The organism is Psychrobacter immobilis, from assembly GCF_904846235.1.
Taxonomy (GTDB): domain Bacteria; phylum Pseudomonadota; class Gammaproteobacteria; order Pseudomonadales; family Moraxellaceae; genus Psychrobacter; species Psychrobacter immobilis_C.
Window position 1 is genome coordinate 72860 of record NZ_CAJGZN010000008.1, and the last position, 24994, is coordinate 97853.

21 protein-coding genes are annotated in these 24994 nt (G+C 42.4%); 4 read left to right on the plus strand and 17 right to left on the minus strand.

Annotated elements, in window-relative coordinates; genetic code table 11:
* Nucleotides 1-219: 219 nt before the first annotated feature.
* The 5 genes from prpC to JMX07_RS07180 form a co-directional block, all read right to left on the minus strand.
* Nucleotides 220-1347: a 2-methylcitrate synthase gene (prpC, locus tag JMX07_RS07160; RefSeq protein WP_201607111.1), complete on the minus strand. Its 1128-nt coding sequence runs from the start codon at nucleotides 1345-1347 to the stop codon at nucleotides 220-222.
* Nucleotides 1348-1443: 96 nt separating this feature from the next.
* A complete protein-coding gene (locus tag JMX07_RS07165) occupies nucleotides 1444-2100 on the minus strand; it encodes a DUF2059 domain-containing protein (RefSeq protein ID WP_201607112.1) in 657 nt (218 codons plus the stop codon).
* A 100-nt stretch (nucleotides 2101-2200) separates the two neighbouring features.
* Nucleotides 2201-3094, minus strand: a complete 894-nt coding sequence (gene prpB, locus JMX07_RS07170) for a methylisocitrate lyase (protein WP_114700000.1) — start codon at nucleotides 3092-3094, stop codon at nucleotides 2201-2203.
* A 372-nt stretch (nucleotides 3095-3466) separates the two neighbouring features.
* Nucleotides 3467-4753: an NRAMP family divalent metal transporter gene (locus JMX07_RS07175; protein WP_379544368.1), complete on the minus strand. Its 1287-nt coding sequence runs from the start codon at nucleotides 4751-4753 to the stop codon at nucleotides 3467-3469.
* A 284-nt stretch (nucleotides 4754-5037) separates the two neighbouring features.
* Nucleotides 5038-6063: a LysR family transcriptional regulator gene (locus JMX07_RS07180; RefSeq protein ID WP_179799186.1), complete on the minus strand. Its 1026-nt coding sequence runs from the start codon at nucleotides 6061-6063 to the stop codon at nucleotides 5038-5040.
* A gap of 234 nt (nucleotides 6064-6297) precedes the next feature.
* Between JMX07_RS07180 and JMX07_RS07185 the strand changes: the two genes are divergently transcribed.
* Together JMX07_RS07185 and JMX07_RS07190 are read left to right on the plus strand one after the other, a co-directional pair.
* Nucleotides 6298-7317: a hypothetical protein gene (locus tag JMX07_RS07185; RefSeq protein ID WP_201607113.1), complete on the plus strand. Its 1020-nt coding sequence runs from the start codon at nucleotides 6298-6300 to the stop codon at nucleotides 7315-7317.
* Nucleotides 7318-7479: 162 nt separating this feature from the next.
* Entirely contained in the window at nucleotides 7480-7932 is a 453-nt protein-coding gene (locus tag JMX07_RS07190; RefSeq protein WP_201607114.1) for a hypothetical protein, read from the plus strand.
* A gap of 154 nt (nucleotides 7933-8086) precedes the next feature.
* On the opposite strand, the gene JMX07_RS07195 is transcribed toward JMX07_RS07190, so the two are convergent.
* The 8 genes from JMX07_RS07195 to JMX07_RS07230 all read right to left on the minus strand — a co-directional run bounded on the left by JMX07_RS07195 (nucleotide 8087) and on the right by JMX07_RS07230 (nucleotide 18798).
* Nucleotides 8087-8920: a TauD/TfdA family dioxygenase gene (locus JMX07_RS07195; protein ID WP_201607122.1), complete on the minus strand. Its 834-nt coding sequence runs from the start codon at nucleotides 8918-8920 to the stop codon at nucleotides 8087-8089.
* Nucleotides 8921-8997: 77 nt separating this feature from the next.
* Complete coding sequence (locus tag JMX07_RS07200) at nucleotides 8998-9246, minus strand: gamma-butyrobetaine hydroxylase-like domain-containing protein (protein ID WP_201607123.1); 249 nt, start codon at nucleotides 9244-9246, stop codon at nucleotides 8998-9000.
* A gap of 257 nt (nucleotides 9247-9503) precedes the next feature.
* Nucleotides 9504-12284, minus strand: coding sequence for a phosphoenolpyruvate carboxylase (gene ppc / locus JMX07_RS07205; protein WP_201607124.1), 2781 nt, complete (start codon nucleotides 12282-12284; stop codon nucleotides 9504-9506).
* A 160-nt stretch (nucleotides 12285-12444) separates the two neighbouring features.
* Nucleotides 12445-13902, minus strand: a complete 1458-nt coding sequence (locus JMX07_RS07210) for an alanine/glycine:cation symporter family protein (RefSeq protein WP_201607125.1) — start codon at nucleotides 13900-13902, stop codon at nucleotides 12445-12447.
* Nucleotides 13903-13969: 67 nt separating this feature from the next.
* A complete protein-coding gene (locus JMX07_RS07215; RefSeq protein WP_201607126.1) occupies nucleotides 13970-15457 on the minus strand; it encodes an aldehyde dehydrogenase in 1488 nt (495 codons plus the stop codon).
* Between the two features lie 52 nt (nucleotides 15458-15509).
* Complete coding sequence (gene dapA, locus JMX07_RS07220) at nucleotides 15510-16373, minus strand: 4-hydroxy-tetrahydrodipicolinate synthase (RefSeq protein WP_201607127.1); 864 nt, start codon at nucleotides 16371-16373, stop codon at nucleotides 15510-15512.
* Nucleotides 16374-16473: 100 nt separating this feature from the next.
* Entirely contained in the window at nucleotides 16474-17736 is a 1263-nt protein-coding gene (locus tag JMX07_RS07225; protein WP_201607128.1) for an NAD(P)/FAD-dependent oxidoreductase, read from the minus strand.
* A gap of 72 nt (nucleotides 17737-17808) precedes the next feature.
* Nucleotides 17809-18798, minus strand: a complete 990-nt coding sequence (locus tag JMX07_RS07230; protein WP_201607131.1) for a proline racemase family protein — start codon at nucleotides 18796-18798, stop codon at nucleotides 17809-17811.
* A 234-nt stretch (nucleotides 18799-19032) separates the two neighbouring features.
* Between JMX07_RS07230 and JMX07_RS07235 the strand changes: the two genes are divergently transcribed.
* A complete protein-coding gene (locus tag JMX07_RS07235) occupies nucleotides 19033-19857 on the plus strand; it encodes a helix-turn-helix domain-containing protein (RefSeq protein WP_201607134.1) in 825 nt (274 codons plus the stop codon).
* A gap of 15 nt (nucleotides 19858-19872) precedes the next feature.
* Here JMX07_RS07235 and JMX07_RS07240 read toward each other — a convergent pair whose 3' ends face one another.
* Nucleotides 19873-21138: a tyrosine-type recombinase/integrase gene (locus JMX07_RS07240; protein WP_201607137.1), complete on the minus strand. Its 1266-nt coding sequence runs from the start codon at nucleotides 21136-21138 to the stop codon at nucleotides 19873-19875.
* Nucleotides 21139-22380: 1242 nt separating this feature from the next.
* Nucleotides 22381-22872: a hypothetical protein gene (locus tag JMX07_RS07245; protein WP_227684692.1), complete on the minus strand. Its 492-nt coding sequence runs from the start codon at nucleotides 22870-22872 to the stop codon at nucleotides 22381-22383.
* Nucleotides 22873-23074: 202 nt separating this feature from the next.
* Here JMX07_RS07245 and JMX07_RS07250 point away from each other — a divergent pair, with 202 nt between their 5' ends.
* Nucleotides 23075-23743 (plus strand): hypothetical protein, encoded by a 669-nt coding sequence (locus JMX07_RS07250; RefSeq protein ID WP_201607140.1) that lies wholly within the window; start codon nucleotides 23075-23077, stop codon nucleotides 23741-23743.
* Nucleotides 23744-23967: 224 nt separating this feature from the next.
* Here the strand turns inward: JMX07_RS07250 and rhuM are convergent, their stop codons facing one another.
* The gene (rhuM, locus tag JMX07_RS13670) at nucleotides 23968-24105 is read right to left on the minus strand and encodes a RhuM family protein (RefSeq protein WP_320158004.1); all 138 of its coding nucleotides are present in this window, start codon (nucleotides 24103-24105) and stop codon (nucleotides 23968-23970) included.
* Nucleotides 24106-24179: 74 nt separating this feature from the next.
* A complete protein-coding gene (locus JMX07_RS07260; RefSeq protein ID WP_201607142.1) occupies nucleotides 24180-24923 on the minus strand; it encodes a zinc-dependent peptidase in 744 nt (247 codons plus the stop codon).
* Nucleotides 24924-24994 lie beyond the last annotated feature (71 nt).

Genomic DNA, 24994 nt, shown 5'->3' on the forward strand with positions numbered 1-24994 from the left:
TTCATTCCTTTAGCAAAATCATCGTTTGCTTTTGTAGGCTTTGCTAAAGAAGCGATATTGAAAAGGTATGGTTTATATAAAGGGTAATAAGCGTATGACGATTAAACCTAAAAAACTCATAGCAAGGCTCAATCATCATACCTGTATCAGCTAGCACTGCCGCTAGCTGATAAGATTACTTAGCAAAAATCATCTTAATAATTGCTAAATAACAGCCGTTTAACGCGCACTCATCTCTGGTACTGGGCGTAAGTCTTCACCGGTATATTCCGCACTTGGGCGAATGATACGGTTGTTAGCACGTTGCTCAAACACGTGAGCTGCCCAACCAGTCAGACGTGAACAGACAAAGATAGGGGTGAATAGCTTGGTTGGAATACCCATGAAATGATAGGCAGAAGCATGGAAAAAGTCAGCATTACAGAATAGCTTCTTCTCACGCCACATCACTTCTTCACAGCGTACCGATACTGGATATAGCACTTCATCACCAACGTCCGCAGCTAGCTTCTCAGCCCAGCCTTTAATCACCACGTTACGTGGATCTGACTCGCTATAGATCGCATGACCAAAGCCCATGATTTTGTCTTTACGAGCCAGCATACCCATCATCTCTTCTTCAGCTTCATCAGGTGAGTTAAAGCCTTCAATCATATCCATCGCCGCTTCATTCGCTCCACCATGCAATGGACCGCGTAGTGAACCGATGGCACCAGTAATACAAGAATGAATGTCAGATAAGGTAGATGCACACACACGAGCGGTAAAAGTCGAAGCGTTAAACTCATGCTCTGCATAAAGGATAAGCGAAACGTTCATTACTTTTTCGTGCAGCTCGTTTGGTTTTTCGCCTTTGAGCAAATGCAAGAAATGACCGCCAATAGTGGCATCATCTGTATCGGTCTCGATACGTACATTGTCATGGGTAAAGCGATACCAATAGTTGATAATCGACGGGAAGGCAGCCAGCATACGGTCAGTTTGATCGTTTTGCTGAGCAAAATCCGTTTCGGTCTCAAGGTTGCCAAGCATAGAGCAGCCAGTACGTAGCACGTCCATTGGATGCGCATCAGCTGGGATACGTTCAAGCACATCTTTTAACGCTTGTGGTAGGCCGCGCAGGCTTTTGAGTTTGGCTTGATAGGCGTCAAGCTCGCTTTGAGTAGGCAAGTTGCCGTATAACAGCAAATACGCCACTTCTTCAAAAATACATTTATCTGCCAGCTCTGATACATCATAACCGCGATAGGTCAGACCAGAGCCTGATTTGCCAACGGTAGATAGAGAGGTTTTACCAGCGACTTGTCCACGTAGACCTGCGCCTGAAAGTTCTTTCTGTGCTGCCATGTTTACATTCCTTTTGTTGGTAGCTTTTTTGAGTGAAAACGGTGTTTCTGATAATAAATTTATTGGTTAATGACTGACTATAGCGCCAGTTTAGCGTTATGCAGGCTGTTCAGGTTGTGGACCGTCTAAATCGACGTTACAACGCTCAAATTCAGCTTCAATTGGGCCATTTAAGACTTCCATTGCGCTGCCTTCGCCTTCTGCATTATTGATTTTCATATACTTGGCACCCAGTGGTGACTCCATAAATGTCTGAATCTCAGTCATTTCTTCTGGGGTAGGGTCAGCCATTGGCGTTGTCACTTCTTCGCCATTCATGACGCGTAGTTGCTCATTGCCAAAAGCAAGCAGTTTTTTCCCTACATCCGACGTATAAAAATCATCTAGCTCTTTTAACTCTGCATCGGTAAACTGACTCTTATAAAAACGATCGACCTCGGCTTTACCCAAATCTTTGTCGCGTGATTCAAGGCAGCTGACTTGCTCTTCACTGAGCGCGCCACTATTGATGATTGGTGCAAACAATAGGCTGTTGACGGTATCTAACGTAATCGTCGTCATGATCAAGTCGTTTTGAGCATCAGTCTCTGATGGTGAAGCCTCGCTTTCACTAACAACAGTTTCGCTCGTATCACTGGCAGTATCGTCGACGGTTTCTGGTGTTTTATCACAGCCCGTCATGAATAACAGCGCCGCAAGCGTGCTACTAAGTAGTGAGGATTTGACAACCGTATGAGCAGTAAAAAATGGCATAAATAACCTAAAAGTAGATAAAGACGGATTTTGAAACGATAAAGTCCACAGAGGTGGTTTACCGTTTCGGCGTTGCTAATTGCCAGTTATTAGTTGTTAACTACTTATTATCAGCAAATAGCTTGTCTAGTGTCTGCTCAAACTCATGATAGTTCAAGAAATCATAGAGCTCCATACGAGTCTGCATGGTATCGACGACTTTGTCTTGCGTGCCATCGTCTAACAAATGCTGATATACATTCAATGCCGCTTTATTCATAGCGCGGAAAGCAGATAGTGGATATAGCACCATCTCGACACCCACACTATACAACTGGTCAGTGGTATATAGATCTGTCTGACCAAACTCTGTCATGTTTGCTAGTACCGGAATATCCAACACATCAGTGAACTTACGATACATCTCGATATCGGTCAGCGCTTCTGCAAAGATCATATCTGCGCCCGCTTCTTGGAAGGCAACGGCACGTTCAACAGCAGCGTCCAAACCTTCTACTGATAGGGCATCTGTACGAGCCATCACTACAAAGTCAGGGTCAGTTTTTGCGTCCAACGCCGCTTTTAGACGATCAACCATCTCTGAGATACTAACGATTTCTTTGTTGGGGCGATGACCACAACGTTTCTGCGCCACTTGGTCTTCGATATGTACTGCCGCGACGCCTGCTTTTTCCATTTTTCTGATGGTTTGAGCGATGTTAAATGCGCCACCAAAGCCCGTATCGATATCGACAAGCAGTGGGGTATCGACTGCATCAGTGATACGGCGAGCATCTTCTAGTACGTTATCAAGGCTGGTCATACCAAGATCAGGCAAGCCAAATGACGCATTGGCCACGCCAGCACCAGAGAGATACAACGCTTGATGACCAACTTGGGTCGCCATCATCGCTGTATAGGCATTGATAGCGCCTGCAATCTGTAATGGCTGGTTGTTATCATTTTTTTGAGTGAGAGCACTGCGAAAGCGCGCGCCTGCTGAAGATGAAGTCATATGATTGTCCTTACATGGAGGGAAAATATTCTAATTGTTGTAGCTGATTATACTCAATTATTCGTGCCTGAAAAGTTTGAGTTCTCAATTAATATTTAATTTAAATAATAATTGTATGTAGTATTTTTAATAGTATTCATAATTCAAATAGCATTATGCATTTATTGGTAATTTCTTATGATAAGTATTCATATTGCTTAAAATCACAGCTTTTAGAACCTTCTATTTTTTTACATTTAGTTACAATTACTAAAGCTACCTTGCCTTATTGATATAATTACACTCATTAAAAAGCCCCAATATCTAGGCTATTAGGGCTTTATTCTATTCGAATAGAATGATTAAGCGATGAGTCTTATATTAATCAAAAGGTTAAGCAAATAAACCTGCCATATTGGCCAAGAACAATAACGCGAAGCCTGCCAAGAATATTAGACCCGCGATAGACAGAGCATTCATACCTGCTGACAGTTTCTTATGCTTTTTAACCAATGAGTAGTTTAACCAACCAAAAATAGGCGCAGAGACGAACGCCGATATCATGGCAAACTTAAGCATAGCGCCTAGTTGTCCTGTGAAGAAAGTGATAATTACTAGACCACCACCGATGGCATAGGTCGTCCAAAAAGCGATTTGCTTTTTATTGATCTCGCTTTCACCTTTTAGCAGGCGCCAGCATTCAGCATTAGCGCGTCCATAGCCATCAGCACAGGTAATGGTCGTGCCGAACATACACATAAAGGCGACGAAAGCGACCAGCAATCTCGACCATTCACCAATGGTTGCGGTATACATATTGATCAACTGGTTGATATAAGCACCGCCGACCAACTCAATCTCTTGTCCTGATCCGTACTGGACAAACACGCCTAACGATAAGAAGAACAAGGCCAATATCGCTGAGACTGCATAGCCAACATTAAAATCTAACAAGCCTTGGCTATGCGTGGTGTGATCCGCTTTGACTTTGGCAGAGGTCCACATAGAGGTAATTGCAGCAAACTCAAGCGGTGCTGGCATCCAGCCCATGAGTGCTACGATGAATCCCAACGTGGCTAAATTCCAAGGAGAAGCCGCCACAAAATCTACTGCCATAACGGTTGGCTTGCCAGCTGCAATGATAACTGCAGCAACGGTAGCCGTGGTAAGCGCAATCATAATCCACTTAGTCACGCCATCGAGCAACTTATAATGCCCTGCAATCAAAAAGAACCAAGAGACCGCGACGATAATGAGAGATAACGCCATTGTCGACAGACCAAGTGAGGCTGGCAACATAAAGCCCAAAATTACGGCCGCAATAAGTGAAACCGCACCCGTACTAATAACCGCTGACAAGATAGAAAGAATAAAATATACCCAAAGATATACCTTTGAGCGTTTGGCATAGCCTGCAATCAAACTCTCGCCAGTATCGTAGACGTAGTCAGTTGCAAAGCGAAAAAACGGGTACTTAAACACGTTGGCCAATACAATCATAATAGCCAATTGCCAGCCATAGATAGCACCCGCCTGTGTTGATGAAATCAAATGCGAACCACCAATGGCAGCAGTCGCCATCAAAATACCTGGGCCAAAGATGCGCCAGCTAAAGCCCTCTTGTTGCGAGGCAACGCTATCGTCAGGGGCGCTTGGGTTATTGAGTTGTTGTGTGGACATGAATACCTCGAAATGGTTAAAACAGCAAATTATCACTTACCTGTGTCAGCTTGCCAATGATCATGAAAGAACGTCCTATAAACCGTCTGAATATAAAACGATTTACATCGTATCGACTTTATCACACCAACACTGTCTAGGAGAATGATTATTCTAGTTAGTATTACTATTTGTTTGCATTGCTATTCTTGTTAGTTAGCATACTTATAAAATAATATCAATATTTAAAATGAATTATTTTTGGCGGTTCTTTATAACACAATATTCAACGGATATCTGCCCATTTAGGCCTGTGAGACAAAATTTTGCTGCCGATAAGTAATGCCGCGCTGTTCGTAGACGTGATAAATGGCTGTGAGCAAGTCAGGTATTTTGGGATGTACAAAGTCTTTGAGGGTGTGTAAATAAATAGGGGAGGTGACATTTTCATGAACCAAACGTTGGTAGCTGATCTGTTCCGTACGTACGGTTTGCAAGCTGGCAGGCACCAATGTAATGCCTTCTCCTGCCGCGACCAGTCCCAATGCGACCTGCAAATCACTGACTGTCGTGGTCATAAAAGGTGAGATGCCATACTGGGCAAAAAGATGTAGTAAAGGCTCAGTAATAGGCTCGCTAGATGCTGCTTCATGAGTAGCAGCACGGTTGACTCTATTTGTAGATAACTTGTCGTTCGCTTGGGTCACTGCCTCTGTCGTCACCGTGGACGATACTGGCAAATGTGTTTGATGATATAAAATTAAGCGATTGTTCGCTAGGTCTATCAAGCGTTGCTTACGTACATTGGCAAGCGGGTGTGATTTTGGTAATGCCACCACGTAGCGTTCATGACGTAGCAGAATCTGCTGAATCCATGGATCTTGGTGTGCAAATCGGCCAAAACCAACATCAATCTCACCAGACTTGAGGGCATCCATTTGTTGATATGAGCTAATGTCTTTTAAATTAACGTCGATATCAGGGCTGAACTGTTTAAGCGTGGCAATGATTTCAGGCAACAGGCCATATAGCACTGAGGGCACAAAACCTATATTTAAAACGCTGCTGGGTGCTGATAGACGCTGAGTCATACTAGTCACCGTATCAATCTCGGTCAGTATGGTGCTTATTTTATCGTAGAAAAAACTGCCCGCTTCAGTCAGATGTAGTGGCCTGTGGTAGCGATCAATAAGCACCACGCCCATGTCAGTCTCTAGCTGTTTTAGCAAGCGACTCAGGGTCGGCTGTGACAGTCCTGTCTTGGTGGCGGCAGCGCTAAAGCTGCACAAATCTGCAACCGCGATAAATGCATTGAGCTGTTTTAAATCCATACTATTGAGCCTGTCATAGTCTATGCTATCTCTACATAGAACAGTTCTTAAGATTGGTTTATCATATTATTTAGAATAGTTCTTATCAATATTAGCGCTATCCCATAAATTGTGCTTGAAGATAATAGGTCGAGCAACTATATTGTTGGCTAATAACACTGTTACACTATAGTAAGAAAATTCATTCTAGCAATCATTTAACACCAGTAGAGAAAACTGGTTTGGTATTATTCTATGAGCGACGAAAAAGAAGACGCTGGCACCGATTTTGAAGGAAAATTGGATAGAATTATTGACCAAAAGTCGCGTAAGCGTAATAACAATGATATCTATGAACGCTTTATTAATCGAGTTCATGGTTCTGAAGAGAACGATCAGGCTGCGTTTGAAACACTAGAAAGTGCAAAGAACCTTGCCGCTTTCGAACCCTTGAGCACAGAAGAGTTGCAGCTGTTTGAAGATCAAAGCAGTGAACAAGAATTATTACTAGAAACAGAAGATGCTACAGCAGAAAACACCACCTCTAAAGCCTCAAATACAAGTACATTATTTGAAAATGTATCTGAAAATCATGTGCTGAATATCGCTAATGATAGCGACAGTATTAGTATTGATGTCAATGATGTCAGTTCAGATACAGAGGCCCCAGAATATATAGATCGCAACAATATAGATAGTAGTAATCAAACAGAGTCACCCTCTACGATTGACCATAGTGAATCTGTCATAACTGAGATATCAGATGATGATTCTTTAAACATCCCTTTAAAAATTGAGGATGTGTCTGAATCAGCTATCGAAGAGCCAGTCATAGACAATAAAGTGATCAAAAGCAAGAAATCTCTCATGATGGCTATGGCAATTGGTTTAATCGTATTGGTTGCTATTGCATTAATGCTTGTATTTTCAGGAGTCTTATCTACTTCTGCGGTTGATAGTATAGACAACAGCACTGATGGTAATGTAGAGATAGACAGTACACCAGCTGTTAGTGCTGATCCAGTACTGTCTACTGACAGTCAAACAACTACGGATGGCGTTGACCCTGTAAGTACGCAACCAGCCACTACTCAGCAAGATACTTTGGGCAACAATAGACAGGACCTGCCAGCTGTTAGTGAATCAGTGTCAACTTCTGAAGCTCCTACATCAGAGAATGATGCCGCAGTTATAGCTACTGAAGAAGCTGCCATAACTTATGAAGATTTTAGACAAGAGTCGCAGACTACCTTGTACCGCGAAACCAATGATTAAATGGTTTACGTTTTATACCATTTCAGACAGTTAGATAACCGTCTATCAATTTATTCGAGGCGTTCGTACTAGAAATTGTTGCAACACAATATCAAATTCGTATCATTATGTAAAAGGCATGGTTCTGTGCCATTGATGATATGAATTATATGGTACGTAACTATGAACGACTCAGAAAACGTGAATAATGATATCGAGCCAAAAAGCATCAGACCCCGTAGTCTTGTTCTTGCTATTATCAGTGTCATCTGTATTGTTCTAATATCTGCCTTCTATATGTCTAACCGTATCTCTTCCACGCTATCTCAAGCGTCGACGACTAATAACGGTTTAACAGTCAGCAATATTACTAAAGAAGCTAATGCTAATCAGACTGTACAACAGCATTCGAATAGCCAAAATCAACCTAGCAGACCTATAGTTATTGACGGTCATGAAGATGACACCGCCATTAGCTATCATGACTTCAAGCAAGAAGCGCAAAATGTGCTGTTTCGTGAGGAAGAAAAGATCATACAAGCTAAGTACAGTACACATGGTCTTACGCCTGCTGTCAGCGCTGCAGATTTTAAGATAGAAGCACATAAAACCTTATATCGTGAATCCAGTTATTAGAGCTGCTATTAGCGCTATAAAATTATATTAACAGCTATAAATCAGTAAGTGACTAACATTAAGCCCCATTACTCTTCTCTCATGTTTAGAGAAGAGTAATGGGGCTTTTTTTGTGGGCTTAATGCTCCATGCTTTAGCTAGCTTGCAGGTCGTGTTAAGCCAGTTGCTTTTTAAGCGTTCGTAAACGGCTTTTAAATTCTGAGCGGTCAACATAACAGCCTTTGAGACGACGCTCGCCCACATTTTCATCAAATGCGTTACGCCCATGCAGGACTCGGCGGTTATCAAAAACGACCATTTGACCCGCTGCTAATTTTAATTCAATCTTATAGCGACTGTCTTTTAGTCGGGCCATTAGCTCTCGATAAGCAAGGTAGTAGTCGTACATAACGTCACTTGGTAAATCGAAAACATCTGCAAGATGGGCGTTGTATTTGATTTCTACAATATTGCCAAAGTTGTCTAGATTGATGACAGGGGGGTGCTCACGGATATCATGGGCAGTGTCATGAAAACGAAAGGGGATGGCATATTCGGCCAGCAAGCGAAAATATTCAGGCTGCTCTTCTCGTAACCCTTCTAACACCTTTAACCCATCTACGAAAGTAGATTCGCCGCCTATGCTTTCATTACTCAAAAAATGCAAAAATTGATAGCCTGGAGGCAGTTCCTGATTTGGCAAGTCGGTATGCAAAGGTAATGAGAGCGAGGTATAAGCCAAATTAATCGGCGACTTTTCTGATATCACATCGAATGTCATACCGAAATTAGTCTGCCGCAGATAATCGACTCGCATGGCGGTCTGTACGCCAGCATCAGAGTCATCTGGCATATTATCAATGATAGTAAGCCCATATTTATCCAGCGCACTCATCCACTCATATAAAGCACTGTCACTGGCCATGATGCTCTGTTGGTCATACATCGGAATGTGGTCAATAAACGTGCCATCCCAACTTTCATAAGGACTGCTATGGTCCTTGGCCAATGCACTAGAATACCCAAACTCACGTAACCAGTTTTGTTCAAAGTGGCTGATATGTGCTTGTTCTGACCATTCAATCGTTAGCGTTGTCTCATCAAAAGAGACAGAGAGTGGATGGATATCTTTTGAGACACTTCAAAACTACGCTCGCCAGTGTGCGGATGAAAAGCCGATGGGCAGTTATCACGCAGCCAAATATAGTGATACGTACTATTAATACCATCATTCCAGCGTATTTGAATAGCGCGGTCAATGAGCGCAACGGACTCTATTTGGTAGTCATTTTCTATTGAGACGTCTAGAGATGGTGTTGATTGAGGCGTTTCCATTGGAGCAGACCCTACATATACATGAAGTAAAAATATATTTTACGGTATCTTGTTCGGATCGGTTATTCAAACAATGAATTACGAATCACCTAATAGGCAATATCAATCAACGCAGTACTAAACTGCGATTGATATCTGGCGAGATATTTTTTGAAGGGTTTTGAATAATATTAAGGCTTCGCGAACGAAGCCTTAATATTTGCGACAATTGGTATAAGCTTTTTATTTATCCGAAAGCTAATTATCGAAAAGCTACCTTAACCAGTATTTCGTAACCCTGCAGCTAGCGCATTGATACTACGGATTAATGGATCTTCTACATTAAGGTCGCCATGTGCCGAATCGTTCGGGGTGTCCTGTTGTCTAGCACGCTTCAACAGCTCAATCTGGATATAGTTAATCGGGTCTAGATAAGCGTCGCGCCATTGCAGAGATGAGGCAAGGTTTTGCTGATTGGATAATAAAGAGTCTTGCTCAAGCAGAGAGTTTAATCCTGAATTGGTCAGCGTATATTCATCGGTGACCGCTGTCATGATCTTTTCGCGTAACGGCTCATCATCACACAGTTGACTATAAGCCTCGGCAATATTCATATTGGCTTTGGTAAAGGCCATCTCGATATTACTGATAAATACGCTAAAAAACGGCCAGTGCTTGTTCATCTCTTTCATCAATGCTTCGTCTTTTTTGACACTGTCTAATGCACTGCCTACACCGTACCAAGCAGGTAAGGTAAAGCGTGCCAATGACCAGCCAAATACCCAAGGAATCGCGCGTAATGTGGTTTTACTTGGTAGACCTTTTTTGCGATGGGCAGGACGCGAGCCAATGTTTAGTAAAGAAATTTCTTGTACTGGGGTGACCTCGGAGTAGAATTTATAAAACCCTTCGGTATGATCGGTCAGCTCGCGATAACGTTGCTCACCCTCATTTGCTAAGCGTGCAAACAGCGCTTCATAATCTGGCAGCTCAGCAGGTTGCACCACAAACCTTGATGAGCAGGCCTTGAGTGTACCCGTGATGCCCATAGTGAGCTCAAATACAGCGGTATCCGTATTGGCGTATTTGGCATAGAGCACTTCACCTTGCTCGGTCACTTTAACCTGACCATGTAGCGTGCCAGCTGGCTGTGCAGCAATGGCTTTATGCGTTGACCCGCCACCACGGCTTACAGAACCACCGCGACCATGGAACAATCGTGTTTTGATACCATATTGCTCAGCAATGTTATTGATGGTTTGCTGTGCGCTATAAAGCTGCCATGCCGAGGTAATAATGCCGCCATCTTTTGATGAATCTGAATAACCTAGCATGATCTCTTGTGTGTTATCGGTATTTTGTAGCAATCCGCGATACAGTGGATTATCTAACACGGCAGGCAAGATTTTATCAATATTTTTGAGATCTTCGATGGTTTCAAACAACGGTGCGACTGGTAAATCAGCAGATAACTGTCCTTCGTCATCAATGCTGCATAGGCCTGCAAACCGCATGAGTAGCAACACTTCTAGTAGCTGACTAGCATTGTTGGTCATTGAGATCACATAGCTACCAAAAGTAGCCTGTCCCACCAGTTTGCGTAGTGTAGCGACCGAATTCATCAGTGACAATTGCTCACGCGTTTTATCTGTCAGATTATCAGTATAGATGAGCGGTGTACCTGGTTTTTCTAGCAAGCGTGTCAACCACTCTTGGCGTTCGGCTTCGCTTAGCGTTTGATAATCAGGCAGGTTGGAGGCACTGGCAAAGATATCGGCAATGACTTCGCTATGGTATGACGACTCTTGACGGATATCGAGAGCAGCTAGATGAAAGCCGCAAGTTTTGACCAAACGAATGACATCTAGTAGTAATCCTTCGGCGTGTGCCGTATCGTGTGTATTGACACTTTGACGGATAATGCGCAGGTCTTCTAGTAATTCTTCTGGATTGGCATAGGCATCTTTTTCAGCTTCGATATCCGTGCCTTTGCTTTGGATGCGGCGATTAGTGGCTTTAACTTTAGTCAGAATGATAGAGAGCAGGCGACGATATGGCTCATTGCCATAGTCATCGAGGTTATAGTCAAACACACGCTGATCAAGCTCATCATAACTTTTGATTTTGGTATAGACGTCAGGTGAAACGGTGACAATGGTGTCACTATGAATCAGCTGTCGACGCAGTTTTTTGAGTAGCACTTGATAGTGACGCAGCACGGTATCAGCATGCATCAATACAGCAAGTTCTGTGGTCTCAAAAGTCACAAAAGGATTGCCATCTCTATCGCCGCCAATCCATGAGCCAAAGCTCATAAATGCGGGTAGTGGATAGTCTGTGAGCTCTGGATAGATATCGACAATGGCTTTTTTGATATTACGATATACTTTAGGAATCGCATTGAACAAACTGGCATTAAAGTAATGTAGACCATTGTTAATTTCATCATATACCAATGGCTTACGAGTGCGCACTTCATCTGATGACCATAACAGATCAATCGTTTGTGCAGTTTGCTCTTTGGCTTGCTCGTAAGCAAAGCTGTTTTCAGTTAGGTCATTTAAAGCATCGCTGTGAGTGAATAGACTTTGTAAGATATTCATCGTTGTACGGCGACGCGCTTCGGTAGGATGTGCGGTAAACACAGGCGTAAACTTTAGCTGATCAATCAGCTCTTGCATTTGAGCAGGCTCGATATTGCGCTCACGACACTCGAGCAACGTACGACGAAATGATCCTTCCCAGCTTTGCTCAGATTGCATACGCTGCGCATGACGCTGCTCACGCAAATAATTCTCTTCACTTAGATTGGCTAGGAAAAAATAGATAGAAAAGCCGCGTATGACATTTTTTAAGGTTTGATTGTCCAAAGAAGCAATAAAATCGATAAGCTGCTGTTTGTGTGCCTCATTCGGCTCACGACGCTGTTGAATAAATCCCTTACGTAGCTTCTCAATCGTATCTAGCGTTTGTTCACCAGATTGGCGAGAAATAGCATCGCCTAGCAATGAACCTAACAAGCTGGTGCGTTTACGTAGTACGTTGTTATCTAGTGTCATCTTCAACCTTCCTATCAAATAAATGGATACAATACTATGGCTATCTGATACATAATATCCTTATAGTTTTTTGCAATTTAACATAAATAGGTGAGGCCTGCTTGATGTTGATAACAACTTTTTTACTAGTAGATACTGGCAGACCTCTAATGCACTATTATTAGAGCGATTTTTTGTGACCATGCTCATTGCTATATTCTATCCAAAAGTCCGCATTATCCACTCCAGCCTTTCTAGGGTCAAAGACAGGGTTTATACCTAATTTCATCTGCTCGTCGTAGTCTTTTAGAACTTTTAGAGCAACTTTACTTAGCAGTAAAATGGCAATGAAATTCAGGTAGCACATACTGCCAAACCCTATGTCACCTAACGCCCACATCATACCGATTGACTGAACACTACCAGTGAAACAAACGATTAAAAATACCAGTTTGAGTACATGCTTGAGAATGGGGTAGCGCAGTTTATTGTCCAAATAGACCAACGTAGTTTCGGCGATATAGTAATAAGCAACCAAACAGGTGAAGGCGAATAAAAAGATAGCAATCGCAACAAAACCACTTCCATACTGGTTAAAGACAGTGGAGACAGCCGCTTGGGTAAATGCCGTGCCAGCTTCAACACCAGGCATATTATCAACTAGGGTTACACCTTCGGGGGTCACCACGTTATACATGCCAGTTGATAGGATCATCAACGCTGTTGCAGTACAGACAAGCACCGTATCGATGTAGATAGAGAAGCTTTGCACTAAGCCTTGTTTAGCAGGATGTGATACTTCGGCTGCCGCTGAGCTAAAGGTCGCCTCACCAGCACCCGCAACGTTTGAGAAAACAGCACGGCGTACGCCCCAAGAGATTGCGGTCCCAACCATACCACCAAACACTGCATCCATGCCAAAAGCACTCTTAAAGATAAGTGCAAACATTGCAGGGATATTTTGAGCGTTAAATGCCAATACAATCACCATCATGAGGATATAACCGATTGCCATGACAGGTACGACTTTTCCTGCAAAATTAGCAATACGCTTTACACCGCCAAAAATAATGATACCTAAGAGTACGACTAGGATAATTCCTGTTACAACGGGCGGTATATTAAATGCTGTATTAAAAGAGTCCGCAATGGTATTGGCCTGAACACCAGGCACTAACACGCCGTAAGATAGACAGGTCACGATAGCGACGATGATAGCAAAAGGTTTTAGCTTTAATCCTCTTTCAATATAGAACGGGGAGCCGCCACGATATTGATCACCGACCTTATGTTTGTATACCTGCGCTAAGGTAGACTCAATAAAAGCGCTAGCACCACCTAACACACCCATGAAAATCATCCAAAATACCGCGCCAGGGCCACCTGCTGCAATGGCTGTTGCAACCCCAGCGATATTACCCACACCAATACGTCCTGATAGCGCCATACAGAAAGCTTGGAAGGAGCTAATCCCTGCTGATGAACTTTGTTTGTCGAACAACAGCCTAATCATTTCTTTGAAATAACGGATTTGCACGGCACGAGTCATAATCGTAAAATATATGCCGATACCTAACGCAAGATAGACCAGGGCGTCACTCCAAATATACCCGACGATAGTATTGATGATATTTTCCATAACTTTACTTCCTTGTAGTGTTTTCGGTTATGCTGACTTGGGCGTGGATAGCGGACAATGTCAGTTTTTAGTTCACCAACCAGATAGTTTTGGTTTGGGTATACTGGGACAACGCCTCTAAGCCATTGTCACGACCGCCGAAGCCAGATTGTTTATAACCACCAAAAGGTGTCGTAATATCGCCCTCAGAAAAGCCATTAATCGAGACGGTACCAGCTTTAATAGCGGATGCCACGCGGAATGCGCGATGGATATTTTGTGTATAGAAGGATGCAGCAAGCCCATAATTACTCTGATTGGCGAGCTGAATAGCTTCCTCTTCGGTTTCAAAACTAGTGACAGCTAAAAGCGGACCAAAAACCTCTTCTTTAAACAGCGTCATGTCTGGGCTGACATTATCAAAGACGGTAGGCTCGATATACCAGCCACTACCGAGTTCATCGTGGATACGTCCACCTGCGATCAAACGAGCACCCTCCGTTTTTGCAGTATTGAGATGTGATATTACTTTCTCAAAATGCGCTTTTTCGATCATTGGGCCAATAGCGACCTCGGGATCATAAGGATGACCAACCTTCCAAGACTGAAGACCTTCTTTTAATAGCGTTAACAACACTTCTTTTTGGCTAGAATGGACAAGTAGGCGTGAACCACAGCTACAGTTTTCGCTCATATTCCAAAAGGCAGCGGATAAAATATGCTCGATGGTTTGTTCATTGATAAGGGCATCTGCAAAGACGATTTGAGGGCTTTTGCCACCACACTCTAAGACCACTTCCTTGAGATTGCTTTGTGCAGAGTACTGTAGAAACAGTCGACCGACTTCGGTTGATCCTGTAAAAGAAACCATATCAACATCCATATGCTGACCGAGTGCCGCACCTACTTCTTCACCAAGCCCACAGACTAACTGCAACGCCGCTTTTGGCACGCCAGCCTCGTACGCCAATTGTGTTAATCGATATGCTGAGAGCGAGGTCAATTCAGCAGGTTTAACAATGACTGAGTTGCCGGTTATTAATGCGGGTGCAACTTTCCATGCATACATTTGTGCTGGGAAATTCCATGGTAGTACCGTACCCACTACACCGATAGGCTCTTGCACGACCAGACCTAGTGAGTCACTTCCCGTCGGAGCAACTTTACCAAAAACCTTATCAGCCGTTTCGGCGTACCATTCAAAGGTTTCAATCGTAGCGGGCAGGTCAGTGTTGAGACATTCCGTAATAGGCTTGCCTGCATCGACGCAATCTAAGGCAGCTAACTCATCCATATGCTCATGCATTAACTGACACCAGCGCTGCATGATAGCTTTGCGCTCTGCAGGAGACATCCGTCGCCACTCACCATGTTCAAAAGCGTCTCGGGCTGCCGCGACCGCCGTATTAACATCTTGCCGACTCCCATTAGCAATGCTACCTATGCAGGTATTATCAATAGGGCTGTAGTTAGGAAGTGTTGTCTCGGATACTGGTGCTGTGGTATCTATTAAATGGCCTGCCCAAAGCTTTTGGTTGCTGGCGAGTTCGAAGACTTGCGCTGTGGTCATACTCATTAGATTATCCTTTTCTATACAATGGTAGGAACGATAAGAATGGTGCGATGTATCAAGACAGAAGTGCTAAAAATGCCTGAGCCTCTTCTTTTGACATATCAGTCAAAGGTAGTCGTACTGACCCAACATTAATGCTCCCGTTAATGCAGCCTGCTTTGGCTTTTTGGTTATAGTTTCCAGACTCCATAGAGTGGATAGCAGGATACATGGCTGTCATCAGCTCCTTAGCATGGTTCCAATCGCCTTTTTGTGTGGCTTCAAACAATGCGACTTGTTCTGCTGGAAATACGTTAGCCGCACCAGCAATCCAGCTCTTAGCACCCCAAAAGAAGAAATCTACTGGTTGGTCATCACAACCACAAACCACTTCAAAGTTTTCAAAATCAGCCTGTAGCATACGTAATGCATGGCTAAAATCGCCGCTGCTTTCTTTGACACCTACAATATTTGGATGTTTGGATAAATGCGCGACGGTTTCAAACTCAATGCTTACACCGACGCGTGCTGGAAAATTGTACATAATGATAGGTAGGTCAGTGGCATCAGCGACGGTTTCAAAATGCGCAATAATACCGTCTTGGTCTGGTAGGCTATACGGATTGGCTGATAACATTAAGCCGTTGTAACCCAAGTTTTTGGCTTGATGAGCAAGTTCGATAGAATGATTGGTCGATAAACTGTTGATACCTGCAATCAGAGTGACTTTGCCTTTGGCAGCATCAGCGATAGTGGTCAAAACCAGTTCACGCTCTGCAGGCGAGAACGTGTAGTATTCACCCGTTGTACCGCAAGCTACGATTCCGGTAACGCCTTTTTCTACGAATACATTGACCAGTTCGGTTAACTTTTGAGTATCGATATCTCCATTAATATCAAAAGGAGTAACGATAGGGACTAAAACGCCATGAATGTTCATATAAATATCCTTATTTGGAAGTAAAAGCCGTTAGTCAGCCATGAGCTGTTAGCGACATTGTTGGTTCTATGAGTTGTCATAGAGATAAGATGTTCGATTATTATTTAAAAGACTTACGTTTGAAGCGATTTAGACGATAGGCAGTAGGATCTACCATGGCAGTATCGCCAAAATACAAAGCCGCGACCATCTGTGCGCTTACGACAGCTTGGGTCAGACCTAGATGCTGATGACCAAAGTTTAAAAAGACTGAGTTATGTCTATCTATGATGGGTAGCGAGTCTGCTGTAGAAGGTCTAAACCCCATCCATTGCGTATTGCTGTCACTATCTAGCGGGGTGTTTAGCATTGCTTGAGCTTGTTTTAACAGCATATTCGCACGGTTCATGTTTGCTGGCGCCTCAAGTCCTGCATACTCAACAGTGCCAGCCAAGCGCAGCCCTTTTTCCATCGGCGTCATAATAAAGCGGCGATCCATGCTAGAAACAGGAATGTTGAGACGCTGGCTTTCGTTAGGAAGCATCAGGTGATAGCCTCGCTCTGTATCCATTGGTACTGAGACACCTGTTAGCTGTTTGGCTAAGGCTTTGGAATGAGCTCCTGCGGCGAGCATAACCTTGTTGGCGTGAAGCTGCTTTTGTGTCGTCGTCAGACGAATACCATCAGTTATTACTTCCGCGCTCAGAACACGGCAGTTTTCATAAATTTGACCGCCAAGCGATCTAAAAATAGTGCTTAATTTATGGGTAATGGCTTCTATATTGGTGATATGACCTGTCTCTGGAAAAAACAAAGCACCCAGTTGATTGTCTTTTAACGCAGGCTCAAGATCTGTCAGTGCTGATTGTGAGAGTAGGTTGTTAGAAACCCCTAAACTATTTAAACGTTGACCGTGCTCAGTCAGTACTTTTAGACTGTTGGGCGTCTCTGCGGTTAATACAGATCCTTGTATTTGTACCCAAGAATGTAATTGCCACTCTTTGGCAAAATCTTGCCAAGCTTGAAGGCTCTGTGCATTTAATGCCAAAAGCGCTTGGTGACTGCGTGCAAATGGTTCGGTACGCATATTAAGTAATAACTTGAATGCCCATGGTGCTAAGCGTGGAAGGTAGCGCCAATCTATACGCAGAGGCCCTTCAGGGTTGAGTAGCATGGCAGGAACATGTCGTAAGATACTGGCATCAGCAATAGGGAAAACCTGTTCAGTGGCAATGTGACCTGCGTTGCCATAAGTTGCACCGCGCGCAATTTTATCGGCTTCCAAAATTGCAACTTTTACCCCACGAGACTGTAGGGTAACCGCAGCACATAGTCCGATAATGCCACCACCGATGATATGTATATCAAACACTTGTGTGTCCATGATAGTCTCGCTTTTTTGACCTTACTGAGCAGTGATTGGTTGCTTCCTACTAGAATCCATACAAACTGGTATTTATAAAGAAATACCCCATTTGAACGGATCGCTGTCTTGAACGATGAGAGAGGTCTCTGCACATACGTAGGCGTACCCTCGAATCGTGGGGATAATAGTATTGATAGGGTAGTTATGAAGAGGGCTATGATTACTAAGCACATCAATAGGCTGATAGCTGGCACTAAAGACACTGCCAATGATGCTTTGCTGATACCAAGTCTCACCAGGTGCGAGTACATTATCTGCGGCTAAGCAAGCCAATTTGGCACTGGTTCCAGTACCACAAGGAGAGCGATCGTAGGCAGATCCAGGGCATAATACGAAGTTTTTGCTGTTAGTGCCGGCGAGATCGCTCTTGCCAAACAGTTCTATATGATCAATTTCGCCATTGTCAGCACCCGTGATTCCAGACTTATGAAGTGCCTCCTTAATCTGTATGCTAAATTGAGTAAGCGCCTCAACATTATTGGCTTCAATAGCTTGCTTATGATCGTTGACTAAGAAAAACCAATTACCACCCCAAGCGATATCTCCATAGATAGGACCGATATTGGGTACTTGAACTTCTACTTGTTTTTGGTAGCGATAAGAGGGGACGTTCTGGACGCTACAACTACCATCATCATGCAAGGTTGCTTTAACTAGGCCTACGCTTGTTTCTAGATAGTGATCACCAGCGGTTATTTTTTGTTGATAAGCTAGAGATGCAATAACGCCGATAGTGCCATGGCCACACATACCTAAATAGCCATGATTATTAAAGAAGATCACGCCAGCCGTGGCACGAGGATCAGAAGGCGGGCACAAAAGCGCTCCGACAAGCACATCATTACCACGAGGTTCTAAAATAATGCTTTGACGCAAATGATCGAAATTCTGTCTGAAGTCTTGAAGTTTTTCTTGAATAGTTTGTCCACTAAGCTCAGGAAATCCTGCATATACCATACGAGTAGGTTCACCGCCAGTATGCGAATCAATAATCTTAAGAGTGAAAAGCGTATCAAACATGACTGCCTACCTGATTCATCCGTGAGTTAATATACTGTTAGCGTTATTCATAAATGAACAAGGCGTAAATATAGAATGACGTTTTTCAGAAAAGCAGTCTTGATGTTTTTATATGAATAAATGCGCATTTCTGCACAGGTTATAAAGATATTTAGGAGTATAAATATTGTGTAGCACCCTAAAATACCTGAAAAGCTCAACGACAAGCTTGAGATGCTATATGGGAATATACCGATGCGGCCGTTAGTATTAGAAACACCTACAAAACAACTGTCAAAACACCTACAGGCTTATCAACCAGCCAATTTCGATGAGTTTGTTGGCAATATATCATTATTGATGCCTTTGTTTGATACTATGAAAAATGTGGTTTTTTTTGTTAAAGATGACCAAGCATGCTATCGACTAGTCAGTAAAACGCTCATTAGACGTAGCGGGCTTAAAAACAAAAAAGCACTAATAGGACTGACTACAGAGCAAGTATTTTTGAAATCTCAAGGCAAGGATTATCTCAATCAGGATCTGAGAGTGTTAAAGGAAGGCAGGGAGATTATTGATAAACTAGAACTTCATAGCTATGCATCAGGACAGCTAGGATGGTGTATCACGCAAAAAATCCCCGTCTATGATGTAAAAAATCATATTGTAGCAATGGTAGGTATATCAGTAGATATTGATGAAGATAACGAGCGGATATTACGCAAACACGCTCGATTGGCAAGCGTAGATCAATACGTACGAGACAATCTTGATCAAAAGATTAATATTGGTCAATTGGCGAAATTGGCAAATCTTAGTCAATCGCAATTGGAGCGTACCTTCAAAGCAGTGCTCAATATGTCACCCATTCAGTTTGTACAAAAAATGCGCCTAGAGCATGCCATTCGACTACTAGCGAATCATAAGCTAACAGTAACTCAAGTCTCCTTAAACTGTGGATACGGTGATCATAGTGCCTTTAGTCGACAATTTAAGCAGTTTACTGGGATGTCTCCTGTGAACTTCCGTAAAATACATTTCAAAGAAGCACAAATAAGTGCAAAAAAATATGGTTTTTGACTCTAAAATAGTTCTCTAACGACTCCGAAGCTCATCTATATAATCTGCCCAATCTTGCATCATCTGCACCCTAGTGTCGATTTCATCAAGTCTGTTGTAAGCCCCGCCATGTGTGTCTTTTATCCTGTGACCTAGCTGTAACTCTGTGACGATGTCAGAATAGCGTAGCTCAGGCTGTTCCATGAGCAAAGTTTTAGCGGATGCTCGAAATCCATGCGCACATTGCACGTCTTTATATCCAAGTCGGTGGAATATCTGCACCAACGTCGCCTTACTGATATAGGCGTTGCTTGAACCGCGCATCGACGCAAATACATATTCCTTATGCCCAGTAATTGATTGGATGTTTCGTAATCGCGTAATCACTTGCGTGGCCAAGGGAACAACTAAGTGCGAGACCATATCGTCACGACCTTCGCCTTTAGTCGGGGAGAATGCCCATGTATTGTTGTCCCAATCGATGTCACCCCAACGCATTGAGCGCAGATCGATGCTACGTACAAACACGTAAGGTAATAAGTTCATCGCCTCTAATGTAATCTTACTTGCACCTCTAAAATTCGACATATCCTTTAAGAGAGTCGCAAATTGGTCTGGCTTGGTGATGGCAGGCAAGTGATTGCCTGAATTGGCAGGTGCAAGCTCACCACGGGTATCAATTGCCACATTTCTATCGCACAACCCTCGAGCAACAGCGAATGAAAATACCTTTTCAGTATACAGACGAGTGCTTGCACCAACGAAAGTTGCTTGGTTTTTATTGTTTTGAATCGACTCACACACACTCAGTATCATCTCGCTAGTGATATCGTCCATTCTTAAATCACCAATTTCTTGGCACATATATCCTAGACATAAATCCCAGAACTTAAGGGTTGACTCACTGTATGACGGTTTTTTAGATTTACTTTGAGTGCGACCTGCTGTTTTGTGTTCTCGCCATGCTTTGGCAATTTCAGAAAATGGTGCGTTTTTTAGGTGAGTATATTTATTGGTTTGCTCTTTTTGCTGGATAGCTTTAGGGTCAGAGCCTTTTGCGACCATATCAAGAATGGTGTCTGCTTTATATTTAACCTCATGGAGACTGACATCCTCAATCTTACCCAACATCATCCTAGGACGTTTGCCCTCGATATGCGGATGGGAATAACGTAAGTAGTATTCCTTTTTGCCATTTGGATAAATACGCAGACTTAAGCCAGCTACACCTGAGACACTGACAGAATAATCTTTGTCTCGGCATTCGAGCTTATTGATATCGTTTGCAGTGTCGATAGCCATAATATATATCCGTCATATGATAATTAAAGTTAATGATAGGTTTATGGTTGATGACTTATAAAAAGTCTATTCTGTAGAAAAACATAGAAGTATTGGACACTGTCATGGACACTGGTATTCATTAGTGTTTTTAGTAAAACCTTATAGAGTAATAGTTTTAACACTTAATCATCCCCAAGGTTCACTTGGGGATGATTATAGTATAGAATAAAGAGAGGGAGTAAGCCATGTGTTTATTGATATATATGGCGTTTGAGGCAATAAACCTCAGATAGATTAAAAGCAAAAACTCTGTTTACTATGGTTGATAGAGTTCTTCAGTTTATTTACACAAAAAACCATGCTCCTGTACGTGCACAGAATATAAAAATCAGGGTCATAGTACTGTTCTGTGCAAATTTGGAGGTAGCAACTTAATGCTTTAGATTAAGATATTTCAGTAAGAACGAGAGATGTTAGAAAATACCAATGAATGTCTCACTAACCAGGAAGGCTCTTTTGGTGACTCTAAATGAAAACGTATTACAACGTAGTTAGCTATGATAATAGCAGCTATAAGGTGTATATAGACTTGGACTTACTGAGATGCCAAATAGGAGCATTGTCAAAGCTCGTATACGTTCTTATCAATGATATAGAGTAATAGGCATCCAGAAGGGTTTTTGCTTTTACTTTGAGCTGATTGTCATTTGGTGGCGAATACTTCTGTACCTAATGTAGTTCAAGCACATTCGCATTAATAAGGAAGTCGGCTAAGCTACCAACACTCGATTGATGAGTAATTTGGTTATTAGGTGATGATTAGGAATGACAGATTATTCAGAGGGATTGTTGTGCCGTATGAAGGTAGTAAACTTAGCAATGATGAGTAGAACAAGTTTATCAAACAGTTTAACTAGCGACATGGTTTAATACGTTAAGCTCAATTACAAATACAATAGGGTCAGTGATAGCTCTGTACATTGACTCCTTAAGATAGCTTAGCTAGTAAATGTATTAGTGTTACTGAAGGTGATTTTATGAATAGGCAGTACGTATGAGAATTAATAGATCATCAACCAATCTTGATAAAGATTTATCATATAATCATAATCCCATGAACTTATTGTACGGTAGCCTTAGTTTAACATAATATACATTATGCGAAAACAAACCAACGGTTTTAGTGGTTAGGCGTAAAATAATTTAAACTATGTAATTCTTATACCTTAACTCAGATTTGATATTAGCTATAGACTTTTACTAACGACAAGTTTCAAGTAAATGCTTCCGCAACGTTTTGCCATCCTGATCTAAAACCACATCTGCGACTTGGCAAGTTTTATCATTATTATCACATGACAACTCATAATAAACATCGCTACCTTGCGCCAAGCTAACCTGAACCAATCCTTGAGCAGTGATTGAAAACTTTTTGTCTTGCGTATAGTCAGGATCTTGCGAGTTCCAAAGTACATCGTAATCTATATTGCAGGACGTCTGAGTTTTATCAAAATATGCTTGCTCAAGTTGCATCGCTGCTTGCAAATCAGCATCGGCGTATTGCTGCAGCACTACAGGATGACTCATACCTTGGTCATCAATATCTTGTTGGTACATTTTCGTGATGGTCGCAATCTTCATATCAGCCATGGCATTTTGTTTCTGATCTACTTTTGATACATCCGCTATAGCGTGACCGACAGGCATCAGTCCTATGGTCAATAGTAATGTCAGCGATTTATATGTTGGCATGGTGTTCTCTGCGAGCTTTTGTCCTATAAGTGTTACCGACTATTACATCATACCTATATTCGGACTCTGCTGTATTATCGTATCATTCAGGTTTACTTACCAAAATATCGATTACATAGCATTTTTATGGTATTTTTTACTGGTTCCCATGACAATTTATAGTGATGTTTCTTTCGCTAATAACTGTGCTAAGGATGATTTTATGATGACATTACCTGCTTTTTTTAAGGAAAAATCTGCAACATTAGTCTCTAGCAGCCTTCTGTTATTCACGCTAGCTGCTACGGGTTGTCAGTCTGCTTCTGAGTCCAGTGAAGCCATTGTATCTCAGCCAACCAGTAGCTCATCAACACCTAGTAATGCTGATATCAGCCAGCAAACCCTTAGGCAGCAAGCGTTACGTATACAGCGCGCACTGGCAAATAAGGACTTTTCTAGAATCACTAATGATATCCATCCAACACGTGGCGTTCGTTTTTCGATGTACGCTTATGTACGGCCTGAGTCAGATAAATTCTTTAGCCGCGGGCAATTTGCACAGTATTTACAGCAGTCCAACATCCAATTCACTTGGGGCGAAAAAGACGGTACTGGCGATCTGTTGGTCATGCCGTTGCCTACTTATTTGGATACTTGGGTGGATGGCAAAAAGTTTAATAACGCTAGCATCAATGTCAATGAATTAAAAAATAATGGTAATTCTATCAATAACTTAAAAGAAACATACCCAACATCAGATGTTGTAGAGTTTTATTATAAAGGCACTGATGAATATGATGGTATGGACTGGCGGGTATTGCGCTTAGTATTTGATGAGTATCAAGGCAAGCGGTATCTAGTCGCCATTATTAATGACCAATGGACGGTTTAAGGCGTAGAGAAAGATTGCCCGACAACTTTTATAAGACTTGTTTAAATGGGCAGCCTACTCTATCTGGTGATAAATGCTATATATATTCGAGAAAATATATATAGCAGCTTGTGTTACGTGATCTTTGGTATGGTTTTTAATGACAAGCTTCGTCAGTTTTAAGCTCGGTGCTTTGGGCAATTTTTTTGATTAATTTTAGCGCTTGTTGTAGCTCGCTTGAGTTTTTATAGAAGCGCTGTTGATTGAGCGTATAGCCTTGTACTAAGTAGTCGCTGAGTTGCCCAACGCCTAAATTGCACGCCTTGAGGAGATTTGATTCGATAGCCTACTGATATAACCACGTCTAAGTCATAAAAAGTCACCGGACGGTCTGAATTTGCAATATGCTTATGCTGTCTTAAATACAGTTTACTGTCACCATCTCTATAAATATCATTTATAACGGCGTCTGCCGAAAGAATTTCACCATAATCTGATAAATATCCGGATAAGCATCAACCAGCTTTTGCGGTGTTTCAAAAAACACTTCACTCAAAACCGCAAAAAACTCAGCAGGATTGGTTGCGCCATAACGATCAAGTCCTGACTTGCGATGTGTCTGAAAGTCCTCAAAATCGCGGCTCATAATCTGTGTCCAGTTTGCAGGATCCATATTAGGTTGCATGGGCGGAAAGCCATTGGCACGGCCATTCATCATATCGAGCTTATGAACAAACTCATGAATGACAACGTTATGCCCGTCACGTTCGCCTGAGTGCTTGGCATCTCTCCATGAAAGAATAACAGGCCCTCTCAGCCATGCTTCTCCGCTACGGTGTTGACTGCCTTCGTGGACGATACCAAACTCATCTACCGTGGTGCTGTTACTTTTGTACGAGCCAGGATAAATGATGATGGATGACCAACCAGCATACCAATCAAGGCCTAAGTTTAAGATCGGCAAACATGCTTGCAGTGCAATCGACTGTCTGACAGCATTCGTAATTTCAAAGCCTTGTGCACCAGTGATAGATTTATCAGCTAAAAATAATGTTGCTAACTCAAATAAATGTTTCATCTCGTCAACATTTAATCTATCAAGTATCACGATACGCTCAGCCGCTTGCATCCAGTCAGCCTGAGTAAATTCACTGTTGTCTAGTATGCGCTGTTCACGCCAGTCTTTTATGATGCCAAACATAATTTGCTATCCTTAACCTTACGATATTGAAATAACTCAGCCTAGCATGCACTCACTTGCCACAAATATGC